General features: G+C 66.8%; 17 protein-coding genes and 1 pseudogene. 8 read left to right on the top strand and 10 right to left on the bottom strand.

Annotated elements, in window-relative coordinates:
* The coding region (locus VFW69_RS22055; RefSeq protein ID WP_526504577.1) for a glycosyltransferase family 2 protein at positions 1–1,227 on the bottom strand (1,227 nt) is incomplete at its 3' end.
* Between the two features lie 49 nt (positions 1,228–1,276).
* A complete protein-coding gene (gene glf, locus VFW69_RS22050) occupies positions 1,277–2,485 on the bottom strand; it encodes a UDP-galactopyranose mutase (RefSeq protein ID WP_526504575.1) in 1,209 nt (402 codons plus the stop codon).
* A 253-nt stretch (positions 2,486–2,738) separates the two neighbouring features.
* Between glf and VFW69_RS22045 the strand changes: the two genes are divergently transcribed.
* Together VFW69_RS22045 and VFW69_RS22040 are read left to right on the top strand one after the other, a co-directional pair.
* On the top strand, positions 2,739–3,881 hold the full coding sequence (locus VFW69_RS22045) for a PirG (RefSeq protein ID WP_526504573.1): 1,143 nt from the start codon (positions 2,739–2,741) through the stop codon (positions 3,879–3,881).
* 124 nt (positions 3,882–4,005) lie between these two features.
* Positions 4,006–5,691 carry an N-acetylmuramoyl-L-alanine amidase gene (locus VFW69_RS22040; protein WP_526504587.1) on the top strand — a complete coding sequence of 562 codons (1,686 nt, stop codon included), beginning with the start codon at positions 4,006–4,008 and terminating at the stop codon, positions 5,689–5,691.
* 12 nt (positions 5,692–5,703) lie between these two features.
* Here VFW69_RS22040 and VFW69_RS22035 read toward each other — a convergent pair whose 3' ends face one another.
* The 4 genes from VFW69_RS22035 to VFW69_RS22020 are packed head-to-tail and all read right to left on the bottom strand — an operon-like array spanning position 5,704 to position 8,884.
* Positions 5,704–6,519, bottom strand: coding sequence for a Cof-type HAD-IIB family hydrolase (locus tag VFW69_RS22035; RefSeq protein ID WP_526504571.1), 816 nt, complete (start codon positions 6,517–6,519; stop codon positions 5,704–5,706).
* 34 nt (positions 6,520–6,553) lie between these two features.
* On the bottom strand, positions 6,554–7,339 hold the full coding sequence (locus VFW69_RS22030) for a lysophospholipid acyltransferase family protein (protein WP_526504569.1): 786 nt from the start codon (positions 7,337–7,339) through the stop codon (positions 6,554–6,556).
* Positions 7,340–7,354: 15 nt separating this feature from the next.
* Positions 7,355–8,110 carry a lysophospholipid acyltransferase family protein gene (locus VFW69_RS22025; protein ID WP_526504567.1) on the bottom strand — a complete coding sequence of 252 codons (756 nt, stop codon included), beginning with the start codon at positions 8,108–8,110 and terminating at the stop codon, positions 7,355–7,357.
* A 3-nt stretch (positions 8,111–8,113) separates the two neighbouring features.
* Complete coding sequence (locus VFW69_RS22020; RefSeq protein ID WP_526504565.1) at positions 8,114–8,884, bottom strand: lysophospholipid acyltransferase family protein; 771 nt, start codon at positions 8,882–8,884, stop codon at positions 8,114–8,116.
* A gap of 151 nt (positions 8,885–9,035) precedes the next feature.
* Between VFW69_RS22020 and VFW69_RS22015 the strand changes: the two genes are divergently transcribed.
* Both VFW69_RS22015 and VFW69_RS22010 read left to right on the top strand, forming a co-directional pair.
* On the top strand, positions 9,036–10,586 hold the full coding sequence (locus tag VFW69_RS22015) for a Rieske 2Fe-2S domain-containing protein (protein ID WP_526504563.1): 1,551 nt from the start codon (positions 9,036–9,038) through the stop codon (positions 10,584–10,586).
* Entirely contained in the window at positions 10,583–10,915 is a 333-nt protein-coding gene (locus VFW69_RS22010; RefSeq protein ID WP_526504561.1) for a hypothetical protein, read from the top strand. Before VFW69_RS22015 ends, VFW69_RS22010 begins: the two co-directional genes overlap by 4 nt.
* On the opposite strand, the gene VFW69_RS22005 is transcribed toward VFW69_RS22010, so the two are convergent.
* Together VFW69_RS22005 and VFW69_RS22000 are read right to left on the bottom strand one after the other, a co-directional pair.
* Positions 10,912–12,486, bottom strand: coding sequence for a phytoene desaturase family protein (locus tag VFW69_RS22005; protein ID WP_526504559.1), 1,575 nt, complete (start codon positions 12,484–12,486; stop codon positions 10,912–10,914). The genes VFW69_RS22010 and VFW69_RS22005 overlap by 4 nt on opposite strands.
* A 48-nt stretch (positions 12,487–12,534) precedes the next feature.
* Positions 12,535–13,182 carry a TetR/AcrR family transcriptional regulator gene (locus tag VFW69_RS22000; protein WP_526504557.1) on the bottom strand — a complete coding sequence of 216 codons (648 nt, stop codon included), beginning with the start codon at positions 13,180–13,182 and terminating at the stop codon, positions 12,535–12,537.
* 87 nt (positions 13,183–13,269) lie between these two features.
* Between VFW69_RS22000 and VFW69_RS21995 the strand changes: the two genes are divergently transcribed.
* Positions 13,270–13,752: a DUF2834 domain-containing protein gene (locus VFW69_RS21995; protein ID WP_526504555.1), complete on the top strand. Its 483-nt coding sequence runs from the start codon at positions 13,270–13,272 to the stop codon at positions 13,750–13,752.
* Here the strand turns inward: VFW69_RS21995 and purT are convergent.
* On the bottom strand, positions 13,733–14,932 hold the full coding sequence (gene purT, locus VFW69_RS21990; RefSeq protein ID WP_526504553.1) for a formate-dependent phosphoribosylglycinamide formyltransferase: 1,200 nt from the start codon (positions 14,930–14,932) through the stop codon (positions 13,733–13,735). The two genes, VFW69_RS21995 and purT, sit on opposite strands and share 20 nt — an antisense overlap.
* The gene (gene serS / locus VFW69_RS21985) at positions 14,929–16,191 is read right to left on the bottom strand and encodes a serine--tRNA ligase (protein WP_526504551.1); all 1,263 of its coding nucleotides are present in this window, start codon (positions 16,189–16,191) and stop codon (positions 14,929–14,931) included. Before serS ends, purT begins: the two co-directional genes overlap by 4 nt.
* Before the next feature lie 112 nt (positions 16,192–16,303).
* Here serS and VFW69_RS21980 point away from each other — a divergent pair, with 112 nt between their 5' ends.
* From VFW69_RS21980 to VFW69_RS21970, 3 genes and pseudogenes are all read left to right on the top strand, one after another.
* Positions 16,304–17,716 carry a septum formation family protein gene (locus VFW69_RS21980; RefSeq protein ID WP_526504549.1) on the top strand — a complete coding sequence of 471 codons (1,413 nt, stop codon included), beginning with the start codon at positions 16,304–16,306 and terminating at the stop codon, positions 17,714–17,716.
* A 4-nt stretch (positions 17,717–17,720) separates the two neighbouring features.
* Positions 17,721–18,144, top strand: a pseudogene (locus VFW69_RS21975) (metallopeptidase family protein); the annotation flags it as partial.
* Positions 18,145–18,336 carry a hypothetical protein gene (locus tag VFW69_RS21970; RefSeq protein WP_526504585.1) on the top strand — a complete coding sequence of 64 codons (192 nt, stop codon included), beginning with the start codon at positions 18,145–18,147 and terminating at the stop codon, positions 18,334–18,336.
* Positions 18,337–18,339: the final 3 nt, after the last annotated feature.

Genomic DNA, 18,339 nt, shown 5'->3' with positions numbered 1-18,339 from the left:
GTACGCCTGCCAGTCGATCGCGTCGTCCTTGTCGCTCCACGCCATGTGCCAGATCGCGGTCCCGGGCATCGTCGCCGTTGGGTAACCGTGCTCGCCGGCGCGCAGCCCGTAATCGGCGTCATCCCACTTGATGAACAGCGGCAGCGGCTGACCGAGCTCCTCGGCGACCTGCCGCGGGATCATGCACGTCCACCAGCCGTTGAAGTCGACGTCGATGCGACGGTGCAGCAGTGCGCTCCGATCGTTCTTGTCGTTCAACGGAAATCTGGCGAAATCGTGGTCGTACTCGGCGTGCGGCGCGGCGGTCCACATGAAGTTCGCCTGGTTGACGACCTCGCCCATGATGTGCAGGTGTGACGGCTCCTGCAGGTTCAGCATCTGCCCGCCGATCAGCGTCGGCGTCTTGGCGAAACGGTTGAGCGCCAGCACCCGCAGGATCGTGTCCGGCTCGATGCGAATGTCGTCGTCCATGAACAAAATCTGTTGGCAGTCCGTGTTTTTCAGTGCCTCGTACATCACCCGGCTGTAGCCGCCGGAACCGCCGAGATTGGGCTGGTTGTGGATGGACAGCCGGGCGCCCAGACCCGCGGCCGCGGCCGCGAAGTCCGGGTGATCGCGCACCTTGCGGACGCCCTGGTCCGGGACGATGACGGCACCGATTACCTCGTCCACCAACGGATCCGCGGTGAGATCGGCCAGCGCGTTGACGCAGTCGGCGGGGCGGTTGAACGTGGGGATGCCGATGGCGATGTTGGCCGTGCCCGGAGCGGGCTCGGTGGCATACCAGCCGCCGCTGATGAGGTTGACCGCGGTGTCGGTGGTGATGTCGAACCAGATCCAGCCGCCATCCTCGAAAGGCTTGAGCGCCACCTCGATCTCGACGATGGCCGGCTGCTCGTCGGTGCCGACGAATTGGCGGCCTTCCACGGAGATCCGCACCCCGGTGGCTTTGGTCCTGTAGACGTCGACGCGTCCGGTTCCGGTCAGCTCGACCCGCAGCACCACCGACTGACAGATGGACCACCGCCGCCAATAGCTGGCCGGGAACGCGTTGAAGTAGGTGGCGAACGACACCTCGGACTCTTTGCCGATCTCCAGCGAGGTACGGCTGGTGGCGTGGGCGCGCCGGGCGTTGGTCGTCGACTCCTCGAGATACAGCTTGCGCACATCGAGCGGCTCGCCGGGACGCGGCAGGATGATCCGGGACAGCAGGCTCACGGCGGACATTAGGCGCCACTCCTCCTCATCGCTTGCTCTGCATCGTCGTCGGCGCGCATCAGCGCGCGCCTTCCTCTTTGTTCTGGGCTTCCGTCAGGGATGCGCCGTCCCGCAGGTGCGGCGCGAGGACGTTGTCGTACATGTTCAGGGCGCTGGCGATGGCCATGTGCATATCCAGGTATTGGTAGGTGCCCAGCCGGCCGCCGAACAGTACCTTCGACGACGCGGTCTCGGACTTCGCCCGGGCTCGATAGGCGGCCAACAGGGCGCGGTCGGCCTCGGTGTTGATCGGATAGTAGGGCTCGTCGTCGTCCCCGGCGAAGCGCGAGTACTCCCGCATGATCACGGTCTTGTCGGCCGGATAGTCGCGCTCGGTGTGGAAGTGACGGAACTCGTGGATGCGGGTGTATGGCACGTCGGGGTCGTTGTAGTTCATCACCGGCGTGCCCTGGAAATCCCCGATGGGCAGCACTTCCACCTCGAAGTCGAGGGTGCGCCAGCCCAGTCGGCCCTCGGCGTAATCGAAGTAGCGGTCCAGCGGCCCGGTATAGACGACCGGCGCGCCGGGGCTGTCCGCGCGCAGTTCGTCGCGCACGTCGAACCAGTCCGTGTCCAGCCTGACCTCGATGCGGTCGTCGGCGGCCATGCTGCGCAACCAGGCCGTGTAGCCGTCGACGGGCAGGCCCTCGTAGGTGTCGGAAAAGTAGCGGTTGTCGAAGGTGTAGCGCACCGGCAGCCGGGTGATGTTCGCTGCGGGCAGCTCCTTGGGGTCGGTCTGCCACTGCTTGGCCGTGTACCCCTTGACGAAAGCCTCGTAGAGCGGCCGGCCGATCAGCGAGATCGCCTTCTCTTCGAGGTTCTGCGCGTCGGCCGTGTCGATCTCGGCGGCCTGCTCGGCGATGAGCTTGCGGGCTTCGTCCGGCGTGAAGTACTTGCCGAAGAACTGCGACACCAGGCCCAGCCCCATCGGGAATTGGTAGGCCTGCCCGTTATGCATCGCGAAGACCCGGTGACGGTAGTCGGTGAAGTCGGTGAACTGTCGCACGTAGTCCCAGACCCTCGTGTTGGAGGTGTGGAACAGGTGAGCACCGTACTTGTGCACCTCGATGCCGGTGCGGGGCTCGGCTTCTGAGTAGGCGTTGCCACCGATGTGCGGTCGGCGGTCCACGACGAGGACGCGCTTGCCGAGCTGGGTAGCCACGCGCTCGGCAATGGTCAGTCCGAAGAACCCGGAGCCGACGACGAAAAGATCGAAACGAGCGGTCATCGGTTGCTTAGGGTATCCGACCGCGTGGCCCTAACCCATTTGGCGAGGCCATGCAGCGGCGTTGGCTCCGTGACGACGTCCGTCGCGGCGCCTGGGATCCGCGATCACAGTCGGGGTCGCATTTGCCTCACGATTCAATATCACCACTCTAGTAACAGCCTCACCACTCGTACCATCGACTTTGTGTGATTCCCGCCAGATAGGAGCGGTGGGACGCGCCGACACAACACATAGTCAGATTGAGGAGACTTCCGTGCCGAACCGACGCCGACGCAAGCTCTCAACAGCCATGAGCGCGGTTGCCGCCCTGGCAGTGGCGAGTCCTTGCGCATACTTCCTTGTCTACGAATCAACCGCCGACAACAAGGCGCCCGAGCATCACGAGTTCAAGCAGGCCGCGGTGATGAGCGACCTGCCCGGTGAGCTGATGGGCGCGCTGTCGCAGGGCTTGTCGCAATTCGGGATCAACCTGCCCCCGGTGCCCGCCTTGAGCGGGGGTGCTACCGGCACACCGGGTCTCGCCAGCCCCAGCCTGGGCACTCCAGGCCTCGGATCCCCCGGTCTGGGGACGACGGGCCTGACTAATCCGGGCGTGACCAGCCCCGGTTTGACCAGCCCCGGTTTGACCAGTCCCGGTTTGACCAGTCCCGGCATGACCAGCCCGGGCCTGACGAGCCCCGGTATGGCGCCCATGACGCCCGGGCTCACCGCGCCCGGCGCGTTGCCGACCACCCCTGGTGGCGGCGTCGCGACCCCGGGCGCCGGGCTCAACCCGGCGCTCTCCAACCCTGGGCTGACCAGCCCGGCTGGGGTCACTCCTGGCCTGGGTGGCCCGGCGATGTCGCCCAGCGAGGTGCCGATCGACTCTGGGGCCGGGTTGGACCCGGGCGCCGGTGGCACCTACCCGATCCTGGGCGACCCGTCCACCTTCGGTAATGCTTCGCCGATTGGCGGCGGCGGTACCGGTTTGGGCGGCGGTACCGGTTTGGGCGGCGGCTCGGGCACCGGCGGCGGTGCCAGTGGCGGTCTGGTCAACGACGTGATGCAAGCCGCCAACCAGTTGGGCGCCGGCCAGGCGATCGACCTACTCAAGGGCTTGGTCATGCCGGCCATCACGCAGGGCATGCATGGCGGCGCTGGTGCCGCGGGTGCCCTGCCGGGTGCCGCGGGTGCCTTGCCGGGTGCCGCGGGTGCCTTGCCGGGTGCCGCGGGTGCCTTGCCGGGCGTTGCGGGTGCCCTGCCGGGCGTTGCGGGTGCCCTGCCAGGTGCCGCGGGTGCCCTGCCGGGCGTTGCGGGTGCCCTGCCAGGTGCCGCGGGTGCTCTTCCCGCCGCCGCGGGTGCGGCCGGTGCGTTGCCGGCGGCCGCCGGCGCGATACCGGCACTGCCCCCGGTCTAGTCCTCGACGAACTCTCCACAAGACGGCACCGCAGATCATCTGCGGTGCCGTCGACCTTGTGGAGATGCACCAGTGTGCGGTCGTGTCGTCTCATAGATAACATTAGAAACACACGTAACATCAGCTGGTGCCTCGCAGTCGTGCGCCAACGATGTTGCTCACCGCCATGGCGGCGACTGTCGTCCTCGTCTCGTGGGTGGCGGACACGACACGCGATCGCGGCACCGCCAGCCCGCCGCGGTCCCGTGGCACTCAGCTCGCCGAGCAGCCGCTGATCGGGCTCGGCGCGGGCGTCACGGTTCGCGAAATCAGCCAGGCCACCCCGTTTTCTCTGGTCGCCCTGACCGGCGACCTGGCCGGCACGTCGACCCGCGTGCGCGCGAAGCGCCCCGGCGGTTCTTGGGGCCCCTGGTATCAGACCGAGTACGAAACGGCGGCACCCGACCCGGCGGCGCCCCCGGCGCGCGCCGAAGAGTCGGCGGGGCCGGACCATCCCGGCGGGGCGACAGAGGGGCCCCGCGGCACCGATCCGGTGTTCGTCGGCACCACCACGACCGTCCAGATCGCGGTCACCCGTCCGCTCGACGCGACGGTGACCCTGGGGGCACCCCCGCCGGTGGCACCGGGCGAGAAGACCGATCTGGGCTACAAACCGGCATCGAGGGAACAAGCGTTCGGGCAGAACATCTCGGCCGTCCTCATCTCCCCACCGCAAGCGCCGGCCGAAACACATTGGACACCACCGGCCGGAGTCTTGATGCCCGGCCAGGCTCCCCCCATCATCAGCCGAGCCGATTGGGGCGCCGACGAGTCGCTGCGATGCGGTACCCCGCAGTACGACAACGGGATTCGCGCCGCGGTGGTCCACCACACCGCGGGCAGCAATGACTATTCGCCGCTTGAATCGGCCGGGATCGTCAAGGCCATTTACACCTATCACAGTAAGACACTGGGCTGGTGCGACATCGCCTACAACGCGCTGGTCGACAAGTACGGCCAGGTGTTCGAGGGCAGCGCGGGCGGTCTCACCAAGGCGGTCGAAGCCTTCCACACCGGCGGATTCAACCGCAACACCTGGGGTGTGGCAATGATCGGCAACTTCGACGACGTACCCCCTACCCCGATCCAGCTCAGAAACATAGGCCGGCTGCTCGGCTGGCGGCTGGGCCTGGACGGCGTCGACCCAAAGGGCACGGTGCAACTGGAGTCGGCCGGCAGCCACTACACCACTTTTCCGGCCGGCTCCATCGCGACGCTGCCGACCATCTTCACCCACCGCGACGTCGGGAACACCGATTGCCCAGGCAACGCCGCCTACGCGCTGATGGACGAAATGCGTGATATCGCATCACATGTCAACGATCCACCGGAAGAGTTGCTCAAGGCGTTGCAGGGCGGTGCGATCTATGACCACTGGCAAGCGATCGGCGCGATGAACAGCGTGCTGGGCGCGCCGACTTCGCCGGAGGACAGCGCCGAAGGCGATGCCCGCTTCGTCACCTTTGCCCGCGGCGCGATGTACTGGTCACCCGAGACCGGTGCCCAGCCGGTCACCGGCGCCATCTACGACGCATGGGGCTCGCAGAGCTACGAACGTGGCCCCCTCGGATTGCCGACCAGCGCGGAAATCCAACAGCCGCTGCAGATTACGCAGAACTTTCAGCATGGCACGCTGAACTATGAGCGGCTGACCGGAGATGTCACCGAGGTCGTGGACGGGATCACGCTTCCGCTGACGACCGAATCCCCAAGCGGCCCAACGGTGCCGACCGAGCACTTCTCGCTGCCGTCGCATCCAACACCCACATAACGGAGTGCGCCGCTAGAGCCACCAGCGTTCCAGCACCCGGGCCACCCCGTCGTCGTTGTTGGCGGTGGTGATCTCGTCGGCGGCGGCCTGCACGTCGGGATGGGCATTGCCCATCGCCACGCCATGTCCCGCCCACCGCAGCATCGGCAGGTCGTTGGGCATGTCGCCGAACGCCACCACCTCCTCGCGAGCGATCTCCAGCGGTCGCGCGATCTCGTCGATGCCGGTGGCCTTGCTGGTCCCCGGCGGGACTATCTCGATCAGGCCGTTGTTGGTGGAGTAGGTGATGTCGGCCTCGATGCCGACGTGCTTGGCCAATTCGGCCGCCATGTCGTCGCTGCGGGCTCCGGAGCGCCGAATGAGCAGTTTGATCGCCGGAGCGCTGAGCAGATCCTGGATCGACACCTCGGTGTTGTCCGGATTTAGCCAGGCATGCTCGTAACCCGGCGAGCTGACGAATTGGGGCGTCGCCGTGTCATGGGCGCATTCGCCGATGCGCTCGACGGCCAGCCCCGCGCCAGGGATGACACGGGTCGCCAGCTCCGCCAACTCGGCCAGGGTGTCGACGGCCAAGGTGCGGGTGGAGATCACCCGATCCGTCGCGGCGTCATAGATGACGGCACCGTTGGCGCACACCGAGATCGGCGCGAAGCCCAGCGCGTCGACGACGGGACGTATCCACCGCGGCGGACGGCCGGTCGCCACCACGAACTGCGCGCCGCCGGCTACGGCGGCGCGGATGGCGGCGCGGGTGCGCGGGGAGATTTTCTCGTCGTCGTCGAACAGGGTGCCGTCGACGTCGCAAGCGATGAGCGCCGGCAGGGTCATCGAAACCGCCCGCGTTGGCAGTTGACCGGACCGCTCAATGCAGCCCGCTCTGGGTCTGCCCCGATCGCGTCACACCGTCGGTTCCGTACCTCTGCATCCGCTCCTGCAACTCCGACAACCGGATGGCCCGGGAATCCTCCTGGGTGGGCGCGCTACCGCCCAGTCGCCGCGGCACCCAGAATTCGTCTTTCGGGTGCGGATATTCCTCCTGCACCCGGTACAGCAGGTCATTCATCGCGGAACGCAACAGCACGTTGAGTTCCTCAGGCGTGCCCCGCGGCGCCAATGGCTGCCCGGCCGCCACCGTGATCGGAACCTTGTTGCGAAACACTTTCTTGGGATGATCCTTCGGCCAAACCCGATGAGCGCCCCACACCACGATAGGAACGATCGGCACCTGGGCGTCCAGCGCCATGCGCGCCGCCCCGGTCTTGAACTCCCGCAGTTCGAAACTGCGGCTGATGGTGGCCTCGGGATGCATCCCGATCAGCTCGCCCTCGCGCATGCGTCGCACGGCCACATCGAGAGCGTCGTGTCCAGACCTTCGATCCACCGGGATCAGCCGGGCGTGATTGATGACGTAGTTGACCGCCTTCACGTCGGCCATTTCCGCCTTGATCATGAAGTACGCGCGCCGCCGGCGCTCACGGACGGCCATCAGAGTCGGCAGCCAGTCCAGATAGCTGGTGTGGTTTTGGGCCAGCAAGGCGCCACCGCGCGCGGGAATGTTTTCCAGGCCGTGATAGGTGAACTTGGTGCCCTGTATCGCGACCATCGGCGGGACGACCCGCTCCGCCAACCGGTAGAAACCCTCGGGCATGTGTTCCTCCTTCGCCTACTGCGGCGGGTGCTCGGCGCTTTTAGCCGATCGAGCCGCGGCCTCGGTGGCTTCAATGCGAGCGGCCTCGGCCGGCGTCGGCGCTCCGCCGCCCAGCCGGCGCGGCATCCAATACGCTCCGGGCTCGCCCGGATAGTGCTCTTGCGCCCGGTGCAGCAAGGTGGTCATCGAGTCGCGCAGGGCAGCGTCGGTCTGCACGATGTTTTCGCGCGCCCGAACCGGCGCGCCTACCTGCACAGTAATGGGTACCTTCGCGCGGCCCACATTCCGTGGGTGATCCTTCGTCCAAATTCGCTGCGCTCCCCAGACGATCACCGGCACGATCGGGACGTCCGCGTCGATCGCCATCCGCGCGGCACCGGACTTGAACTCCTTGAGCTCGAAGCTGCGGCTGATCGTGGCCTCCGGATACACCCCCACCAGCTCACCTTCGCGTAGCCGCTGCACCGCGACCGCGTAGGCACCGGCTCCTGCGCCACGGTCCACCGGGATGGTGCGGGTGTGCTTGATCAGGAAATTGACCGGCTTGACCCGCTGCATCTCGGCTTTGATCATGAACCTCAGCCGGCGTCCCCGGCGGTGCACGGCGAGCGCTGCGGGCAGAAAGTCGACATAGCCGGTGTGGTTGATCGCCACCACGGCGCCGCCCCGCTCGGGAATCTGCTCCTCACCGCCGTAGGTGATCCTGGTGCCGGTGGCCTTCACCAGAAGATGAGCCAGCAGCTCCAAAGCGCGGAAGGTCGGCTCCACCATCGATTACTGCTCCGGCGCCCCTGCGGACCGGGCCCGCCGGGCCGCCCGGGCGGCCGCCTCCTCGGCCTCCAGCTGGGCCGCTTCCGCCAGGGAGGGAGCGCCTCCGCCCAAGCGGTGCGGCACCCAGAACTCGCCGGCCGGGTGCGGCCCGTACAGTTCCTGCGCGCGCTCCAGCAGATGCTGCATGCGCGAATGCAGCAGCCCCTTGAGTTCCTCGATGCCCAGCGTCGGCTCGATCGGTTCGCCGACCAACACCGTGATCGGAACCTTCGGGCGCCACAGCTTCTTCGGGTGATCCTTGGTCCAGATCCGCTGGGCGCCCCAGACGATGTGCGGAACGATCGGCACCCCGGCCTCGACGGCCATGCGGGCGGCCCCCGATTTGAATTCCTTGATCTCGAAGCTGCGGCTGATCGTGGCTTCGGGATAGACGCCGACCAGCTCGCCGTCCTTGAGGTTCCGGACGGCGGACTCGAAGGAGGCCGCGCCGTCTTGCCGATTCACCGAGATGTGCCGCAGGCTGCGCATGATCGGCCCGGTGATCTTGTGGTCGAAAACCTCCTGCTTGGCCATGAACCGCACCTTGCGGCCCAGGCCCTGCTTGTAGGCCGGCAATCCCGCGAAGGTGAAGTCCAGGTAGCCGGTGTGGTTGATCGCGATCACCGCACCGCCGCTTTTCGGCACGTTCTCCTCACCCGCGATCGTGATTTTCAGACCCTGGATGCGCCACACCAGGCGGGCGAGTTGAATGACAGTCCCGTAAACCGGTTCCACAGCAGTTCAGCCTAATGCTCCCGGCCGTGCGCCGTCACCGGACGGCGGGTGACAGGCCGAGGGCGCCGGCCCGCGCTAAGCTCGGGGGCTGGAAAGCCGTCATCCCCGGCCGAGGCCGTAACGGCCTTCTACCGGCCCCAGGAAGGTATCAGTGCAGGTCACCAGCGTCGGCCACGCCGGATTTCTGATCCAGACCCACGCGGGCAGCATCCTCTGCGACCCCTGGGTCAACCCCGCGTACTTCGCGTCCTGGTTCCCGTTCCCGGACAACAGCACCCTGGACTGGGACGACCTGGGTGACTGCGACTATCTGTATGTGTCGCACCTGCACAAGGACCACTTCGACGCGAAGCATCTGGCCGAGCATGTCAACAAGGACGCGGTGGTGTTGCTGCCGGACTTCCCGGTGCCCGATCTGCGAAATGAGTTGCAGAAGCTGGGTTTTCATCGGTTCTTCGAGACCAGCAACTCGGTCAAGCAGCGGCTCAGCGGCGCAGGCGGCGACCTTGACGTCATGATCATCGCCCTGCGGGCACCGGCCGACGGCCCGATCGGTGACTCGGCGCTGTTGGTCTCCGACGGCGTGACAACGGTTTTCAACATGAATGACGCGCGGCCGGTGGATCTGGACGTGCTGACGTCCGAGTTCGGGAACATCGATGTGCACCTGCTGCAGTACTCCGGGGCCATCTGGTACCCGATGGTCTACGACATGCCGGCGCGCGCCAAGGAGTCGTTCGGCGTCCAGAAGCGGCAGCGGCAGATGGACCGCGCCCGCCAGTACCTCGCCCAGGTCGGGGCGACTTGGGTGGTCCCGTCCGCGGGCCCGCCCTGCTTCCTGGATCCGGAGCTACGCGACCTCAACGACGACCATGGCGATCCGGCCAACATCTTTCCCGACCAGATGGTCTTCCTGGATCAGATGCGCAGGCACGGCAACGACGGCGGGCTGCTGATGATCCCCGGGTCAACCGGCGACTTCACCGGCTCCGCCCTGAATTCGCTGACCCATCCGTTGCCCACCGACGAGGTGGAGGCCATCTTCACCACGGGCAAGGCCGACTACATCGCCGAGTATGCCGAGCGGATGGCACCCGTCCTCGCCGCGCAGCGGGCGAGCTGGGCGCCGGCGAGCGGGGAACCGCTGCTGGAACCGCTGCGCGCCCTGTTCGAGCCGATCATGTCGCAGAGCGACGAGATCTGCGACGGGATCGGCTACCCCGTCGAACTGGCGCTCGGGCCGGAGACCGTAATCCTTGACTTCCCGAAACGGGCGGTGCGGGAACGTATCCCGGACGAGAAAGTCCGTTACGGATTCGCGATAGCACCGGAGTTGGTCCGCACCGTGCTGCGCGACGGCGAGCCGGACTGGGTCAACACCATCTTCTTGTCGACCCGTTTCAGGGCCTGGCGAGTCGGCGGCTACAACGAGTACCTCTACACGTTCTTCAAGTGCCTGACCGACGAGCGGATCGCTTACGCCGACGGCTGGTTCGCCGAGACTCACGATGACTCGGCCTCGGTCACGCTGGACGGCTGGGAGATTCAGCGCCGCTGCCCACACCTCAAGGCCGACCTGTCGAAATTCGGCGTGGTCGAGGGAAACACGTTGACCTGCAACCTGCACGGGTGGCAGTGGCGGCTGGACGACGGGCGCTGCCTGACCGCGAAGGGTCATCAACTGCGGAGCTCGCTGGCGTGAACGACTCCTACGACGACGGCCTGGTCCAGCTGGACCGTACGGCGATCACGTTGCGCCGCTACCACTTTCCTTCGGGGACGTCGAAGGTGATCGCACTCGAGGCGATCCGGGGATACAAAGCTGAAGACCTGGGGCTCTTCACCCAGCGGTTCCGGATATGGGGCAGCTCGGACTTTCGCCGCTGGCTGCCGCTGGACATCAGCCGGCCGTTCAAGTCGAAGCTGATCACGCTGGACGTGCCGGGCACGCGGCCCTCCCCAGCGTTCACCCCGGCGCGTCCCGACGAGTTCACCGCCCTGTTGGACGAGCTGCTGGGCCAGCGCGGTTAGGACGTCTCCGCGCGGCTCCGGTCGGCGAGCGCTTGGCGCGCCGCGTTGTAGCCGGGGATGAAGGTGATGCCCGGCCCGCCGTGGCAGCCCGCGCTGCCCAGATAGAGCCCTTCGATCGGGATCGGCTGGCCGAGGAAACCCCGCGGGCCAGGCCGGTTGGGCCCGATTTGGTTGGCATTCAACAAGCCGTGGCAGTAGTCGCCGCCGGGGGCGCCGAACATCACGCCCATGTGCTTGGGCGTGAAGGTGGTGTGCCGGATGATGCTGCGTTCGAAATTCGGGGCGAGCCGGGTGATCTTGTCGATCACTCGCTGGCCCATTTCGACCTTGGCCTGCCCGTAGTCCACGTCGCCCTCGATCGGGAAGAACAGCGCGAACGCCGACGCGGCATGCTTACCCTCGGGCGCGAGGTCCGGGTCGTTTTGCGATGGAATCTGCAATACCACCGTCGGGTCGGCCGGGACGATTCCGCGCCGCGCATCCTCCCATTGCCGCTGGACTTCCTCAGGAGTGCAGAACAGGCCGATCGAGGCCTGCATGGCGGGCTCGTTGAGGGCCTCGTAGGGTGCGGCGAAGACGGGAGCCTCCTCGAGCGCGAAGTGCATCTGCAGGTAACTGCCGCGGTGGTCAATGCACGCATAGCGTTCCCGGATGTCGGCGGGCAGCGCGGCGGGCTCGATCATCTCGTTGAGCGTGACGTCCGGCGCGACGCCGGAGACCACGATCGGGGCATTCAACGCTTCGCCCGCCTCGGTGCGCACCCCGGTCACCCGCCCGTCGGCGACCAGAATCTCGGTCACCTTGGTACGCAACCGAAGTTCACCGCCGTGGCCGGCCAGCACGTCGCAGAGGTGCGAGGTGAGGGCGCCGATGCCGCCCCGCAGCTTCTTCATCTGCATGGTGTCGCCGTCGGGAACGCCGAGGCCGAAGGCGAGTGCGGCCGCGCTTCCCGGTGTGGAGGGACCCCGGTACAGCGTGTTCACGGCCAGCACGGTCATCGAGCCGCGCAGTGCTCCATGCTTCTCGTGGTCCGGCAGGTAACGGTCCAGCACGTCGGTGACCGATCCGAACAGCATGTCGTCGATCGCCGAGCGCTCGAATTCGTTTGTGGCACACGCATACATCTCGTCGATGCTCTTGGGCGGCGTGCCGGCTTCGAATCGGCCCAGAGCGCGGGTGGGCCCTTGACTCCAGGCCATCAGCCCCGCCATGCCGTTGACGGCGTCCGCCCCGTGCACCTCGTTGAGATGGGTGAACAGCTTGAGGGGGTCGCTGTACTGCACCAGCGGATCGTCACCGACACCACGCACCGCCACCGACATCACTTCCAGGTCGATCGTGGGTATGGTGTCCAGGCCCAGCTCGTCGACCACCACCTGGGACGTCGGGAATTGCACCGAGCCGGCGATCTCGAACTGGTAGCCGTCGAAAAGCTCCACGGTTGAGGCCATGCCGCCCGCGTACAGCTTGGGATCCAGGCACACGGTCCGCAGTCCGGCCTTCTGCAGCAGCACGGCCGCGGTCAGCCCGTTATGGCCGGCACCGATAACTATCGCGTCGTAATCAGTCATGTCCTGCCCTCCGGAATGGAGGCTCGCATGACGGCAAAGTTTTGTCAATTATGACGAAACTTGACGCGCCGCGGCCGTGACCCAGGAGTCGGTGATACCGGCTCGCAACGACTCCAGCGCCGCATGGCACAGCCGCGCGAGTTCGCCCAGGGACCGCTCGTCACTCACCATCCAGACCTCCATCGCGCCGAACACCGCGGCCGCAATGCATCTGGAGGTCACCGCGGCACGCATCCGTTGGTCCGCCGTCGGATCCGCGCTGCCGTTGGCCCTGCGGCTGCGCCGTTGCAACTGCGCTCCGATGGCGTCGGCGAAGTCGGCCTGGACCTCCCGGATGTGGCGGACGATACGGCCGGGATCCAGCTCGTCTTGGCGCAAACTGGCGATTTTGGTCACGGCGTCCACGTCATACGGGAACGAGAAGATGGCCGCCTGCACCGAATCGATGATCGGTTCTTCGTTCGGCCGGTCATCCAGGGCGGAGCGAAACCAATGCAGGCCGGTGTAGTCGGCGAACAGCAGATCGTGCTTGGAGCTGAAGTGGCGATAGAACGTCCGCAGTGACACTCCGGCGTCCGCGGCGATCTGCTCGGCGGACGTGTCCTCCACGCCCTGGGCCAGGAATCGCACCAGTGCGGCCTGCCGCAACGCTTCACGAGTGCGCTCGCTGCGCGCCGTCTGCGCGGGCCTGACCATGGAACGAAGGTACCAAGACAATCAGTTGCCATTCCGCTTCTTTTGACAATATTGACAAAACTTTCAATTGCGAGCGACACTTCGCCCATGGCCTCCATCATCGTTCACTTTCTGCTAGGACTTGCCTGCATCGCCGGGATCATCGCGTCCAACCCGAAGATCTACGCCAGACCTGAAGGCGGGCCGTGGCTTTCGCCGTTGGAATGCGTGTATTACGTCGCCGGCATAGCGTCGATCGCGTTGGGATATTGGTTCAACATCCACTTCGTGATGGCGGCGCACGGGCAGGGCAACCTGATCTCCGGGCCGGCCAGCTACCCAGAATTCATCAAGGGGCAGTTCGCCACACCGGCCTGCGGCTCGGGAAATCAGGATTACATGATCGCGAATGTCATTCTGATGCCGGTGTTTACCATCGTCGACGGCCTCCGGCGCGGCATCCGGCGCCCATGGCTGTTCTTCCTGTCCAGCTTCTTCACCAGCTTCGCGTTTCCGTTCGCTTTCTACTTCGCGACGATGGAACGCCAGCGCCGGCACGACCGCACTGGGGTCACACCGGTCGCGGCCTGACCCGACTTGCCGCCTCGACCGCGTTGCGCCGCGCGGTGCCCACGTCCTCGCCGTAGGCCAGTGCGACACCCATGCGCCGTTTGACGAAGCTTTCCGGCTTTCCGAACAGGCGCAGGTCCGTGTGCGGGACACGGAGCGCCTCGTCCACGCCGTCGAACACCACGCCCTTGGCGTCCACACCGCCGTAGATCACCGCGCTGGCACCCGGCGTCCTGCATGTGGTGTCGACCGCAAGACCGAGAATGGCGCGGGCGTGCAGCTCAAATTCGTTCTGCCACTGGGTAATCATCGTGACCATACCCGTGTCGTGCGGCCGCGGGCTGACCTCGTTGAACCACACGTGGTCACCCTTGACGAACAGCTCGACTCCGAAAATCCCTTGTCCGCCCAGTCTTTCAGTGACGGCACGGGCGATTAGCTGCGCGTTCTCCAGCGCCGCGGTTGACATCGGGTGCGGTTGCCAGCTCTCGACGTAGTCGCCGCTGACCTGCTTGTGGCCGATCGGTGCGCAGAATTGGGTGCACACCTCACCGTCATCGCCGGGCGCCCGGACCGTCAATAGTGTTATCTCGTAATCGAAGTCGATAAATCCCTCGACGATGACGCGGCCGTGGCTGACTCGGCCTCCGGCCATCGCATGGTCCCAGGCCGCCGCGACGTGGTCGGGTCCGTCGAGCTTGCTCTGGCCCTTGCCCGAGCTGCTCATCACCGGCTTGACGACACAGGGGTAACCGATCACCTCGGCGGCCGCCTGCAATTCGGGCAGCGAATCGCAGAACCGGTACGGGCTGGTGGGCAGGCCGAGGGTCTCGGCTGCCAGGCGTCGGATTCCCGCACGGTCCATAGTCAGGCGCGCCGCGAGGGCGGTGGGGATCACCCGTACGGCGCCGGTCGCTTCCAGTTCCTCGAGTGCCCCGGTGGCGATGGCCTCGATCTCCGGAACGACCACATCAGGTCTTTCGGCCTCGATCAGGGCCTTGAGCTGGTTCGGATCCGACATCGTGATGGTCCGCGCATGGTGGGCGACCTGCTGGCCCGGCGCGTTGTCGTAGGAGTCGACCGCGATGGTCTCCACACCGAGGCGTTGCAGCGCGATCACCACCTCGCGGCCGAGCTCGCCGGAGCCGAGCAGCATGACCTTGGTCGCATCCGGTGACAGTGGCGTTCCGATCGTGGTCATCGAGCGACGGGCTCCAACACCTCGGCGCCGACGAACGGCACCAGCGCCTCGGGCACCCGCACGCTGCCGTCGGGCTGCTGGTGGTTCTCCAGGATCGCCACCAGCCAGCGCGTGGTGCCCAGCGTGCCGTTGAGGGTGGCTGCGGTCTGCGGTTTGCCCGCCTCGTCGCGATACCGGGTGGCCAGGCGGCGGGCCTGGAAGGTGGTGCAGTTGGACGTCGACGTCAGCTCGCGGTAGGCGCCCTGTGTGGGAACCCAAGCCTCGCAATCGAATTTCCGGGCGGCCGACGAGCCGAGATCGCCCGCGGCGACGTCGATCACCCGATACGGCACCTCGATTCGGGCCAGCATCTCGCGCTGCCAGCCCAGCAGCCGTTGGTGTTCGGCCTCGGCGTCGGTGGGTGTGCAGTAGACGAAGCCCTCGACCTTGTCGAACTGATGCACCCGGATGATGCCCCGGGTGTCCTTGCCGTAGCTGCCGGCCTCGCGACGGAAGCACGACGACCATCCCGCATAGCGCAGCGGGCCGCCGGACAGGTCGAGGATCTCGTTCCAGTGATAGCCGGCCAGCGGCACCTCCGAGGTGCCCACCAGATAAAGGTCGTCGGCCTCGACCCGGTAGACCTCGTCGGCATGCGCGCCAAGGAATCCGGTGCCGGCCATCACCTCCGGACGCACCAGCACCGGCGGAATCATCGGAATGAAGCCGTTCTCGACGGCCAGCCGCAACGCGAGCTGCAGCAGCCCCAGCTGGAGCAGTGCGCCGTTGCCGGTCAAAAAGTAGAACCGCGACCCGGACACCTTGGCCCCTCGCTGCATGTCGATGAGCCCGAGCGATTCACCGAGCTCCAGGTGGTCCTTCGGGTTGTCGATCGCGGCGGGCTCGCCCACCACGTCGAGGACGGCGAAGTCGTTCTCCCCACCGGCGGGCACCCCGTCGATAACGACGTTGGAGATGGCCATGTGCGCCGCGATTAACGCCGTCTCCGCGTCGGCCTGGGCGCTTTCGGCGCCCTTCACCTGCTCGGCCAACTCCTTCGCGCGCGCCAGCTTGGCCGGGCGCTCCTCAGGAGACGCCGCGCCCACGCTCTTGCTCGCGGACTTCTGCTCGGCCCGCAAAGAGTCCGCGGTAGAGATCGCCGCCCGGCGGGCGGCGTCGGCCGACAACAGGGCGTCTACCAGCGACGGGTCCTCGCCACGATTGAGTTGGGAGCGGCGCACGGCGTCGGGGTCCTCCCGGAGCAGCTTCAGGTCGATCACGGCCCTGAGACTACTTTCATCCCTTCGGGCTTACTGCCAGAGCATCCACCCGCGATGGCCGCAGGACTCACATCAGTAACTTTCGTCACGCATCTCAGATGCTGCTGTCAGAATGGAGCGGATGTCGCAAGCGCCCGAGAAAGAACTTTCAGAAGGCCGGGGGGCGGAGTCGTCCGTCGCCTCGATCGATGAGTCGTCCGGTCAGGAGCCCTCGGCTTTCCTGTGGCCGCGCAGCCTGCAGGCCCGGGCGACCCGGCGCGCGCTACTGCTGACCGCGCTCGGCGGGCTGTTGATCGCAGGGCTGGTCACCGCGATCCCGGTCGGGGGCCCCGGATCGGGACGGTTCCTCGACAGCAGCCCGGTGCGCAGCACCGGCACCAAGGGCGACGCCGCCTTCAACCGGGCCGCCACCGGGGAATGCCTGATGTGGCCGGACACCACTCCGGAATCGGCGAAGATCGTCAACTGCGGCGACGACCACAAGTTCGAGGTCGCCGAATCCATTGACATGCGGACGTTCCCGGGCGCCGAGTACGGGCCGAACGCTGCGCCGCCGACGCCTGCGCGCATCCAGCAGATCACCCAGGAGCAGTGCGAGGCCGCCGTCCGCAATTACCTTGGCCCCAAGTTCGATCCGAACAGCAAGTTCACCGTCAGCCTGCTGTGGCCCGGCGACCGAGCCTGGCGCCAGTCCGGCGATCGCCGCATGCTGTGCGGCCTGCAGCTGCCCGGCATGAGCAATCAGCAGCAGGCCTTCAAGGGCAAGGTCGCCGATGTCGACCAGTCCAAGGTGTGGCCGGCCGGCACGTGCCTGGGTATCGATTCGGCGACCAACCAGCCGACCGACGCGCCGGTTGATTGCGCGGCGCCGCACGCGATGGAAGTCACCGGCACGGTCAACCTGGCCGAGAAGTTCCCCAAGGGCCTGCCCGCCGAGCCCGACCAGGACGGCTTCATCAAAGACTCGTGCACCAAGATGACGGACGCATATCTGGCGCCGGTCAAGCTGCGCACCACCACCCTGACGCTGATCTATCCGACGGTGCCGCTGGCCAGTTGGACGGCGGGCAGCCGCGCAGTGGCCTGCAGCATCGGCGCGACGCTGGGCAACGGCGGCTGGGCCACCCTGCTGAACAGCGCCAAGGGTCAGCTGCTGATCAACGGCCAACCGCCGGTGCCGCCGCCCGACATTCCCGAAGAGCGGCTCACCATGCCGCCGGTTCCCCTTCAGGTCCCGGCGCAGCCGCCGTCCACCCAGTCCGGCCCCGGTCCCGGCTCGGCCCCGGAGATCCCGCCGAACAACCAGCACCTGCCCGGACAGCAGCCGGCTCAGCAACCGCAGCAGGCCCCGCAGCAGCAGGTCCCGGCCCAGCAGGCGCCCGCCCAGCAGGCCCCGCCGCCGGCGGATAACGGTGCCCCACCGGCCAATCCGGCACCCGAGGCGCCCGCGCCGGCACCCCAACCCGCGCCGCCGGCGAACCCCGCACCGGAGGCGCCACCCGCCGGGCCGCCGCCGGGAGGCTAGTCGGGTGTCCGTGCGGATGAATCCGCAGCGCTTCGACGAATTGGTCTCCGACGCCCTCGACCTGATCCCGCCCGAGCTGGCGGCCGCCATGGACAACGTCGTTGTCCTGGTCGAAGACCGCCATCCCGAAGACGCCGAACTGCTCGGGCTGTACGAGGGGGTGGCGCTGACGGAGCGAGACTCCGACTACTTCGGCTCGTTGCCGGATGCCATCACCATCTACCGCGAGGCGCTGCTGAACGTGTGCGAATCCGAGGGTGAGGTCGTCGAGGAGGTGGCAATCACGGTGATCCACGAGATCGCGCACCACTTCGGCATCGACGACGACCGGTTGCACGAGCTGGGCTGGGCCTGAGTACCTCGCACGCCCGCGGATTTCCGGGCGCGGCATCCCGGATTTGTCCGCGCCGGGTGCTATGAACTCACCTATGAGCATTGACTGCCGCGACTGCCGGGCAGGCTTAGATCACTGTCACGGCACCATCATTCACCATGCGCTGCACCGGTCGGAATGCACGGAGCCGGACTGCTTCAGTCCTGAGTTGTTGCCGCACGCCTTCGTCATCGACTGCGACGCCGTCGGCTGCGCATGCGCCGAAGTAGTCGCGCTGGCCGTCTGACCG

Source organism: Mycobacterium sp. (genome assembly GCF_036273375.1).
GTDB lineage: Bacteria > Actinomycetota > Actinomycetes > Mycobacteriales > Mycobacteriaceae > Mycobacterium.
The sequence above is the reverse complement of the archived record's forward strand: the minus strand, read 5'-3'. Positions and strand labels throughout refer to the sequence as shown.